Below are 5,497 nucleotides of genomic sequence, written 5' to 3' on the forward strand. Positions count from 1 at the left end.
AAATTGCACCGATTGCGGCGCCGGTCCCCCATGATTACTTCATCAGGCATCGAAAATTCATTCGCCGCGATCAATCTGTCGTCTTGATCATGGCCGCTCCCTTTGCCGTCGAGTCGCTCAGACTTCTCGCCAGACAAATGAAAGGCGAGATCGCCTACCGCTCAGACCTCGCTAGTGATGAAGATCGCAAAGCCCTTCCGCCTCTCTATGAGTTGGCGTGGAATCACACGACCCTGAGGGCGATCCGTATCGATCCGACGATAACGTATTTGCAAACTCAGTATCCGGATGTCGAGTCGATCGACAAGATCACGCGTATCTTCGGCGACGAGCTGCCCATGCATTGCGAGATGATCCGCTTCGACGGCCGACCGGTGTACGCAGGTCTTCCTATCGTGCGCTACACGACCGACGCGCGGCTCCAGGAGATCATTCAGATCCATGAGGACAACGACTGCAAGGTCTTCAACCCTCATCGCTATACCCTCGAAGAGGGCGGCATGAAGCGAACCGATCGGGTTCAGCTAGCCTTCAAACGGGAGGCTGATCCCAAGGGGCTTCTGAACCCTGGAAAGATGGTGGCCTGGGACAATCCAAATTTCGATTTCGATACGAAACGGAATTATATCTTCTCAGGTATTCAACCCGCATAGCCGAACCATAGAGGCACGCACCTTCGCCCTCGGACCGCGAGCAGCACTTCGTGCCAGGAAGTGCTGCAAAATTTGGGGCGAGCACTGAGGAGCCCAGCCTGCAAGACTTCATTCGTCTGGCCGGTGCCAGAGAATTGAACGATCGCTGCCACCCACCGTTGTAGCATAGGCTACTTCGCGGGTGGGATGAGAGGTCATGAGGGTCACACGACGAACCTTCCTCGCGGCGGTCGGTTACACCCCATTCATTCGACGCTCGCTGGCGGCGGACGTCGATGTTCTGATCGTCGGTGCGGGGGCGGCGGGCCTTGCAGCCGCCAACATCATTCGAACCGCGGGTCGGAGCTTCAGCGTCCTGGAATCGCGGAGCCGCATTGGCGGTCGGGCTTTTACTGACACATCGCTTGGTGGTCGCTTCGATGCGGGAGCCCACTATATCCACTGGGCAGAAACCAATCCGTGGCGGTCGATCGCGGCCGAACTCGGCGTTCCGCTCAATGATGATCGAGGTGGGCCGTTGCGGGTCTATCGAAGGGACGTTCCATTATCTGATTCCGAGCGCAGAACCAGGCGCGCAGCCTATCTCCGAGCGGAGCAAGTGATTGAAGCGCCCGGTGGCGCAGACCAGTCTTTCGCCGAAGCTGTCAGCCGCGAGAGTGTCGAAGTTCGCGACGCGGCGAGAAGCACGACACTTTTTGCTCTGGGCGAAGATCCCGAACGGGTTTCGGTGGAGGACTACCGTCAGCTATGGAGTGGAGAAGACTACATTCCCGCTGGCGGATATGGAAGTCTCGTGGCGCGGTATGGCTCTGACATCCCAGTTGATCTCGCGACAACGGTGACGCATCTGCGCTGGGGGGATGGCAGGGTCGAAGCCGAAACGCCCCGTGGAGTCAGGTCGGCTAGGGCGGCGATCGTCACGGTTCCCATCGGCGTCTTGAAATCCGAACGAATCCGCTTCACGCCCAAACTTCCCCAATGGCACCAACAAACGCTAGAGGGGCTCCACATGGGGGCGCTGACGAAGATTGCTCTTCGAGCCGATCGGACGCGCTTCCCACGGGTCGATGCGAGCGATCTCGTCGACGTCGATCCGAGTGGCGCCGCGACGAGTTTTGAATTGTGGCCGGATGGTCAGGAACTCGTTCTGACGCATATTGGCGGCGATGTCGCTCGCGACGTCTGTAACGCTGGCGAGCGGGCAGCGGTCGATTTTGCGACGGAACGTCTTGCTTCGATCATTGGAGCATCGACGAAAGCGGCCATACAGGCAGGCCGCCTTGCGGCTTGGTGGACGGATCCAAACGCCTGCGGATCCTATTCCATCGTCGAGCCAAGGTATCCAACGGTCCGTCTCGCGCTACGCACGCCAATCGGCGAGCGGGTCTGGCTGGCCGGAGAGGCGAGCGCGGGGGGAGGGGCTATGACGGTCGGCGGTGCGACGCTTGAGGGCGTCCGCGCAGCTCGCGAAGTGCTCGAACGGTTGGCGAAATGAATGGCGTCACGGTTCCGGCATTGCACGGATTCGATCCATCGAGGCGGGGTCGAGCCACCCGGTTTGACGTTCGATCATGCGATGTACCCGCGGCGGTCCTTCGCCTTTGTGCAAAGATCGGATGCGGACCCCAACTTCGGCATCGGCTTGCGTGATGCGATGGTTGTGACGCACGTATTCAAGCCAAGTCGGCGTATGATAGCGCTCGACCCACAGTTCCGGCTCAGCGAGGTCCCGCAACAGAGTCCAATGGCGTGCCCCGTCCCGCCGGCGGATACGCCTCCGTTCCGCCATCGCGCCAAGGAAGGAGACGACGTCCTCTTCACGGATGATGTACTCGATCGTGACGACAATCGGCCCGCTTCGTGGCTTGATGGCGAGCGCAATCTTTGGCTCCGTCCACCGGCTGAGGGGATCGAGGTTGAGTGCGTCGAACGGCGGCAATGCAAGCTTCAGGCCGAGTGCCGCACCCAAAACAAGGACTGCGGAGGCGAGCAGCAGCGCGATGGTCGGCGTATATTGGGCGGCAGCCGCGCCCCAGATCCAGCTGCCGAAAGCCATGCCTCCGAACGTCGACATCTGGTAGAGGGCGAGGGCACGACCGACGACCCAACGGGGTGCGGACAATTGCACGGTGACGTTGAAAGTGGAAAGCGCCAAAACCCAACTTGCTCCTCCGCACACCATCGCCGCTGTCGTCACCAGAGGCATGGAGCTGATACCCGCGACCGCGGAGCACAGGGCGAAACCAAGAAAGGAATAGCGCGCAATGCCCTCGTTGGAGAGGTAGCTCCGCAAGGGCGTACTCATGAGTGCGCCCAAGACAGCGCCAATGCCGAAGAACCCCAGCAGCAACCCGAACGTCAGGGGGCCGCCATGGACGAGATCCCTGGCAATCAGTGGCATCAAGGCGGGGACGGCGACGGCGCCGAGGCCAAAGACGGCACCGCGCAGCAGGACGCTGCCGATCTTCGGCGACATCCCGACGTAACGAATGCCCGCGGCCATCGCCAGCCACAGCGTTTCGGGTGGCAGCACGCGAGGCGCCGACTTGGGACGCCAGCGGGCGAGCACCGTGATCAGCGCGAGGTAGCTCACCGTATTGGTGGCAAAGGCCGCGGCAGCCCCTGCTGTGGCGACGATCAACCCGCCGACGGCCGGCCCGACGCTGCGGGCAATATTGAAGCCCATGCTGTTCAGCGCGATAGCGGCCGGCAAGTTGTCACGCGGGACCATTTCGCCGACTGACGATTGCCACGCGGGTCCATTCAAGGCCGTGCCGCAGCCGATGAGAAAGGTGAACGTCAACAATAACCATGGAGTCACCAGACCGAGATAGGCGCAAACCGTCAAAGCAACGGACACCACGAGCATGAAAATCTGCGCGGTGAGCATGATCTTGCGTTTGTCGAAGTTGTCGGAGATCGCTCCCGCAGCAAGGGAGAACAGCATGATCGGCAAGCTGATCGACGCCTGCACCAGCGCGACCATATCCGCTGATGGCGAAATCGATGCCATCATCCAGGAAGCGCCGACCGACTGGATCAGCCCGCCGAAGCTCGATGCCAGATTGGCGATCCAGACCGCGCGGAAGATTGCATGCTGAAAGGGCGCCAACGCGGCGCGGTTGCTTACCCTTTCATGCGGCTGCTGGTCTGGCATGGTTTATCGTCAGGCGGGTGCGATCGAGAGCATCACGATTCTGATTCGCGCCAATTTAGGAGAGCCAAGATTAACGGTGGTTGACTATATTCGATCATCCACACGGAAAATGCCAAGAAACGCGTTTTAGGCTTCCGGGAGCCATCCTCCGCTGACAGTGCGCTGCAACATCGGGGTCTTCACGACGCCTATCACGCGATCAGGCCATATCCATCGCGTTTCCATGAGCCGTTTGYGCCACCTGTCTGTCTGCAACATGGCGGCGCCGATCGCGACGGGGGTGCTCGCGCAAAGCGCAAGAAGCTCCAGGGCGGCGGCTATGGAAGTGCCGCTGCTGATCACGTCGTCGACGAGCAGGACCCGCTTGTTTTCCAGGATCGGCACCATGCGCGGATCGACATAGAGGCGCTTGGTCTGGCCGGGACTCGTGATGGACGTGAGCGGAACCGAAAGCTCCTCCTGGTACCAGAACTTGCGCGAGGTCCCGAGTGGGACGTAGCGGCTGTGGCCGAGGCTCTTCGCCGTTCCTCGTGCAAGCGTGAGGCCAAGGGTGGGCAATCCAACGACAACTTCGGGTTCGAACGAGGCCACTTTCTCCGCAAGCGCGCCGCAAAGTGCAGCCTCGACTGCAAAGCTTGCCTGATTGATGATCAGTGAGGCGAGGGCGTGCTTTCCGTCGGCGAGTTCCCTGATCGGAAACTGTATCTGACGGCCGTCGTCGAATTGCGCGGGATAGAACGCCCGGTGACCGCCTTCGGGTTGACGCTCGAACGTCAAAGGCGGATGGATCTCTTGCCAGAAATCGTGCGGACGCATGATGATCTCTTTCATTCGGATCGTTCTTGAAAACAGGGGGGCGGAGAGGCGATGCGGCCGGTGTCATGACCTCTTTCGACCAAAATGAGCATTTCAGGAATACAGGATTTTCCAGCGATGAGCCTTTCCAACGCGATTCTTGCGGATTTGGACTTCCTGCGGGAACTACGCCGTGACCTGCACGCTCATCCCGAGCTTGGATTTGAAGAGGTGCGCACGAGCGCGATCGTTGCCTCCATTCTACAGGATGCCGGAATCACGGTTCATCGGGGGCTCGCGGGAACCGGTGTGGTCGGCACCCTGCAGGTCGGCAGCGGTGTGAAGGCGATCGGTCTGCGAGCCGACATGGATGCCCTTGCCATGCCGGAAATTGCCGAACGGGCCTATAAGTCCACGGCTTCCGGCAAGATGCACGCTTGCGGTCACGACGGACACACCACTCTTCTTCTGGGTGCGGCGCGGTATCTCGCCCAGACACGCCGCTTTTCCGGCACCGTTCACTTCATCTTTCAGCCGGCTGAAGAGGGCCGTGGTGGCGCAAAGCGGATGGTCGACGAGGGGCTGTTCGAGCTGTTTCCCTGTGATGCCGTCTATGGTCTCCACAATATGCCAGGTCTTGCTGTCGACGAAATGGCCGTTGTCGCCGGCCCGCAACTCGCATCGTCCGACAGTTGGTCCGTCACGTTCAAGGGTATCGGCACGCACGGCGCCAAACCGCATCTTGGCAAGGACCCGATTACGGCGACGGGGCATTTTCTCTCGGCACTTCAGACGATCGTCGGTCGGGTCATCGACCCATTGCAGCCAGCTGTAATCAGCGCCTGCTCCGTTCAAGCAGGCGATCCGAAGGCTCTGAACGTCATTCCTGACC

At 60.5% G+C, this 5,497-nt stretch carries 4 protein-coding genes and 1 pseudogene; 3 read left to right on the top strand and 2 right to left on the bottom strand.

The genetic code is table 11. The features are described 5' to 3' along the window. Both AC1DT3_RS11150 and AC1DT3_RS11155 read left to right on the top strand, forming a co-directional pair. Positions 1 to 653: pseudogene (locus tag AC1DT3_RS11150) on the top strand (FAD-binding protein); the annotation flags it as partial. 196 nt (positions 654 to 849) lie between these two features. Continuing rightward, positions 850 to 2,148, top strand: coding sequence for a flavin monoamine oxidase family protein (locus AC1DT3_RS11155; protein ID WP_477465324.1), 1,299 nt, complete (start codon positions 850 to 852; stop codon positions 2,146 to 2,148). A 6-nt stretch (positions 2,149 to 2,154) separates the two neighbouring features. On the opposite strand, the gene AC1DT3_RS11160 is transcribed toward AC1DT3_RS11155, so the two are convergent. After that, complete coding sequence (locus AC1DT3_RS11160; protein WP_477465325.1) at positions 2,155 to 3,810, bottom strand: MFS transporter; 1,656 nt, start codon at positions 3,808 to 3,810, stop codon at positions 2,155 to 2,157. Positions 3,811 to 3,936: 126 nt separating this feature from the next. Then, the gene (locus AC1DT3_RS11165) at positions 3,937 to 4,626 is read right to left on the bottom strand and encodes a phosphoribosyltransferase (protein WP_477465327.1); all 690 of its coding nucleotides are present in this window, start codon (positions 4,624 to 4,626) and stop codon (positions 3,937 to 3,939) included. Between the two features lie 117 nt (positions 4,627 to 4,743). Here AC1DT3_RS11165 and AC1DT3_RS11170 point away from each other — a divergent pair. After that, the coding region (locus AC1DT3_RS11170; protein WP_477465326.1) for an amidohydrolase at positions 4,744 to 5,497 on the top strand (754 nt) is incomplete at its 3' end.

Source organism: Microvirga sp. P4_G7, assembly GCF_056401005.1.

What these genes read in the sequence shown, in the direction of transcription:
- AC1DT3_RS11160 (WP_477465325.1), bottom strand. Translation starts at nt 3,810, where the DNA reads ATGCCAGACCAGCAGCCGCATGAAAGGGTAAGCAACCGCGCCGCGTTG.
- AC1DT3_RS11155 (WP_477465324.1), top strand. Translation starts at nt 850, where the DNA reads ATGAGGGTCACACGACGAACCTTCCTCGCGGCGGTCGGTTACACCCCA.